This is a genomic window from Saprospira grandis DSM 2844, assembly GCF_000275825.1.
Taxonomy (GTDB): Bacteria; Bacteroidota; Bacteroidia; order Chitinophagales; family Saprospiraceae; genus Saprospira; species Saprospira grandis_A.
Window position 1 is genome coordinate 227,217 of record NZ_JH719942.1, and the last position, 3,661, is coordinate 230,877.

Here is a 3,661-nt window from a genome sequence, read left to right on the forward strand (position 1 = left end):
AAAAAAATATAGGGGAATGTGATGAAGCGTTAAGACTGAGCCAAATAGCAGTATTAGAAGGACTTAGCATAGCTCGGCAATGTGAGTTAATGTCTGTTTCCCGATCAAAATACTATTATCAAGCAGTGGGCGAAAGTGCAGAAACTTAAAGTTGATGCGTAAAATTGATGAGTTTCACCTGTCACATCCAGAGTGGGGCTACCCTAGGATGACCGAGTATTTAAGGGCCTCAGGCTTGATTTGCAACAGAAAACGAAGTTGCTCGCTTGATGAAAAAGATGAATATTCGATCTGTTTTACCCAAGCCAAACACCTCATTATCAGCCAAAAGTCATAAGAAATACCCTTATTTACTTCGAGGCCTAAAAGTGAGCCGTTCAAATGAAGTTTGGGCAACTGACATTACTTATATTCCTATGCAAGCGGGTTTTATGTACTTAACCGTTGTCATGGATTGGTATAGTCGATATGTTTTGAGCTGGCGGATTTCGAACAGCATGGATAAGCGTTTTTGTCTAGAAGCTCTGGACGAAGCTTGGAAATGGGGGCAGCCTGAAATATTTAATTCCGATCAAGGCGCCCAATTTACTTCTCTAGAATTTACGTCTGAGTTGCTCAACAGAGGAATTAAGATCAGTATGGATGGAAAAGGCCGAGCCTTAGATAATGTGTTTGTAGAAAGATTATGGTGGTCCGTAAAATATGAGCATATTTATTTGAGAGCTTATGAAAATGGTTTAGATTTACACAACGGACTTAAAGAGTATTTTAATTATTATAACAATCACAGGCTTCATAGTTCTTTAGGATATAAAACTCCTCAAGATATTTTTCTTCAGCATCTTCTCTAGAGAGGGAAGCTAGTTCCCCTCCCTGAAGAAACTCCACCTTAAATTAAGGGACTTTCTGTTTAAGCATTGGGGTAGGCGTAGACCTCATAAAAAGAATCAGCATCTACCAATTCTTCGATCAAGGCACGCATATCATAAGGATGATTGGGATTTTCGGGCACGATTGTATTTAGTGCGGGACGTTCCTCTTGGCCAGCTTCATAAGGCAGCATAGCCGCTTCTTCTTCACAGTTTTGAGGCAAATAAGAAAGTAACTTTTTAATCTGAAGCAGACAATCCATATCATTTTGAGCGGTAAAATGCGTCACGCCAGATTTTACGGCATGCGTCATGGCTCCGCCCAATTCTTCAGCGCTTACTTCTTCATTGGTCACGGTTTTCACCACATTTGGGCCCGTGATGAACATATAAGAGCTTTGCTCCACCATATAAATAAAGTCGGTCAAAGCGGGAGAATAAACCGCACCGCCTGCGCAGGGGCCCATAATGGCAGAAATTTGTGGAATTACGCCAGAGGCCAGGGTATTGCGATAAAAAATATCGGCATAACCGCCCAAAGACTGTACGCCTTCCTGAATGCGCGCTCCACCAGAATCATTGAGGCCCACCAAAGGCGCCCCATTTTTTATGGCCATATCCATCAACTTGCAGATTTTTTCTGCATGAGTTTCAGAAAGAGAGCCGCCAAAAACGGTAAAATCTTGAGCAAAAACATAGACCAAACGGCCTTCTACGGTTCCATAGCCCGTCAGGACACCATCGCCATAAATTTTTTGCTTTTCCATTCCAAAGTCATTGCAACGGTGGGTCACCAAAGCGCCCATTTCTTCAAAAGAACCTGGATCCAAGAAAAAGTGAATACGTTCACGGGCCGTAAGTTTGCCCTTGGCATGTTGTTTCTCAATTCGTTTTTCTCCGCCACCTTGAGCCGCTTGGGCCAATTTATCTTGCAGCGTTTGTAGTTTATCTTGCATAGCTTCTCGATATTTTTTTCGCCGCCTAAAATGCTACTTTTTTAAGGGACGGCCAAACTTTGGTCCTAAAAAACTTGCCCTAAATGGCTTTGGCCCTTGGCAAATGCTCGGGCCGCATGATCTGCTCTTCGGATGGGTTCTGGAATCCGGTAGCCCTGATCGGCCAACTGCAAAACCATTTCTCGAGCTGTTTCCAAATCTATTTTATGGCCTATACTTATATATATAGGCTTTACGCCCGTCTGTGTTCGCAAGGCATAGCCCAAAAGCTCTTCATTTTGCATAATGGGCGAAACACTTCCTCTTTCCTCTCCTTCTGGATCATCAACAGCCAATAATGGGCGCTTGGCCATGCCGATGCTAGGCCGATCGGCCTGAACGCCCAACCAACTGGCCACGCCCAAGCGCCGAGGGTGTGCAATGCCATGCCCATCGACCAATAAACAACTGGCTTTTTCGCCCAATATTTCTTCTAGGGCCAAAATAGCGGCTAATAAGGGTGGTCCTTCCCGAAAAGAAAAATAACGAGGCCGATATTCCATGCCCGCCTTTTGTAGCGATAAATATACTTTTTCTGCTCCTTCTTGCCAGCGCAAAACATCGATGGCCACAAATGCTTCTTCTTCTACATATTGGATATCTAGACTGAAGATCAAATCTCCTTTTTGGGGAGAATAAGCAGTACGTTCTACTTTTTGGGCCATTTTTTTCTGGGCCTCGGCCAGTTCGGGAATTTCCTCAAAGGGATTTGCCATAGGATTATGGGTTAAGCGAGTTCTTCTACAATCAATCCGTCTTGCATCTGCAAGCAGCGGTCACTCATTTTGGCCAGCTCCATATTATGCGTTACAATGACAAAAGTTTGTTCAAAATCTTTGCGCAGATTAAAAAAGAGCTGATGCAATTCTTCTGAGTTTTGGCTGTCCAAATTCCCTGAAGGTTCATCGGCAAAGACTACCGCGGGCGAGTTAATCAAGGCTCTGGCCACCGCCACTCGCTGTTGCTCTCCGCCCGACAACTGCTGGGGTTTATGGTCCATACGATCCGTCATCCCCAAATAATCTAATAGCTCTTTAGCCTTTTTCTGCGCCTGTTTTTCTGGCGTTTTTTTTATAAAAGCCGGCATACAAACATTTTCTAGGGCCGTAAATTCTGGCAAAAGATGATGAAACTGAAAGACAAAGCCAATTTGCTCATTCCGAAAGCGAGAAAGCGCCTTTTTCTTCATTTCGCCGCAATTCTGCCCATCAACCCAGAGCTCACCCTCATCGGCTTGGTCTAAAGTGCCCAGAATATGCAGCAGTGTACTTTTGCCCGCCCCCGATTTTCCAACAATACTCACTAGCTCGCCCTTGGCAATCTCTAAACTTACGCCCTTGAGCACCTGCAATTGCTGATAAGATTTACGAATATTTACTGCTTTGATCATTTTCTTTTATTTGCTGAAAAGATAAACATTTTTCAAGAAGATTTTATCTAGATGAGCTTTGGGGGCCTTCAATTCCTCTGTTGTCTGGCTGCTGGTTTCAACCTGCAGCCCATAGCCGAAGGCCTAGGGGGCAGTCACTAGCAAAGAAGGAGAGCTCCATTTTATAGATGGTAATATGAGTAATAACATTAACTACAGAGCGTACAGTTGGTTATTTATAGGAGATAAAGCTGGGAAAAAAATAGGTCAATACAATACGCCTACCCCAATGCTTAAACAGAAAGTCCCTTAATTTAAGGTGGAGTTTCTTCAGGGAGGGGAACTAGCTTCCCTCTCTAGAGAAGATGCTGAAGAAAAATATCTTGTAGGAGTTTTTATATCCTAAAGAACTATGAAGCCTGTGATTG

At 43.5% G+C, this 3,661-nt stretch carries 3 protein-coding genes and 2 pseudogenes; 2 read left to right on the top strand and 3 right to left on the bottom strand.

Features of this window, described 5'->3' with window-relative positions; translation table 11 throughout:
• Positions 1-154 precede the first annotated feature (154 nt).
• Together SAPGRDRAFT_RS23790 and SAPGRDRAFT_RS01240 are read left to right on the top strand one after the other, a co-directional pair.
• Positions 155-337, top strand: coding sequence for a transposase (locus SAPGRDRAFT_RS23790; protein ID WP_172635354.1), 183 nt, complete (start codon positions 155-157; stop codon positions 335-337).
• Positions 261-851 (top strand): annotated as a pseudogene (locus SAPGRDRAFT_RS01240) (IS3 family transposase); the annotation flags it as partial. The gene SAPGRDRAFT_RS23790 and the pseudogene SAPGRDRAFT_RS01240, both read left to right, overlap by 77 nt.
• A gap of 77 nt (positions 852-928) precedes the next feature.
• On the opposite strand, the pseudogene SAPGRDRAFT_RS01245 reads toward SAPGRDRAFT_RS01240, so the two are convergent.
• The 3 genes and pseudogenes from SAPGRDRAFT_RS01245 to SAPGRDRAFT_RS01255 all read right to left on the bottom strand — a co-directional run.
• Positions 929-1,825, bottom strand: a pseudogene (locus SAPGRDRAFT_RS01245) (acyl-CoA carboxylase subunit beta); the annotation flags it as partial.
• Positions 1,826-1,890: 65 nt separating this feature from the next.
• On the bottom strand, positions 1,891-2,580 hold the full coding sequence (locus SAPGRDRAFT_RS01250; protein WP_002656530.1) for an endonuclease V: 690 nt from the start codon (positions 2,578-2,580) through the stop codon (positions 1,891-1,893).
• 11 nt (positions 2,581-2,591) lie between these two features.
• Positions 2,592-3,254, bottom strand: a complete 663-nt coding sequence (locus SAPGRDRAFT_RS01255; RefSeq protein WP_002656532.1) for an ABC transporter ATP-binding protein — start codon at positions 3,252-3,254, stop codon at positions 2,592-2,594.
• Between the last annotated feature and the right edge of the window lie 407 nt (positions 3,255-3,661).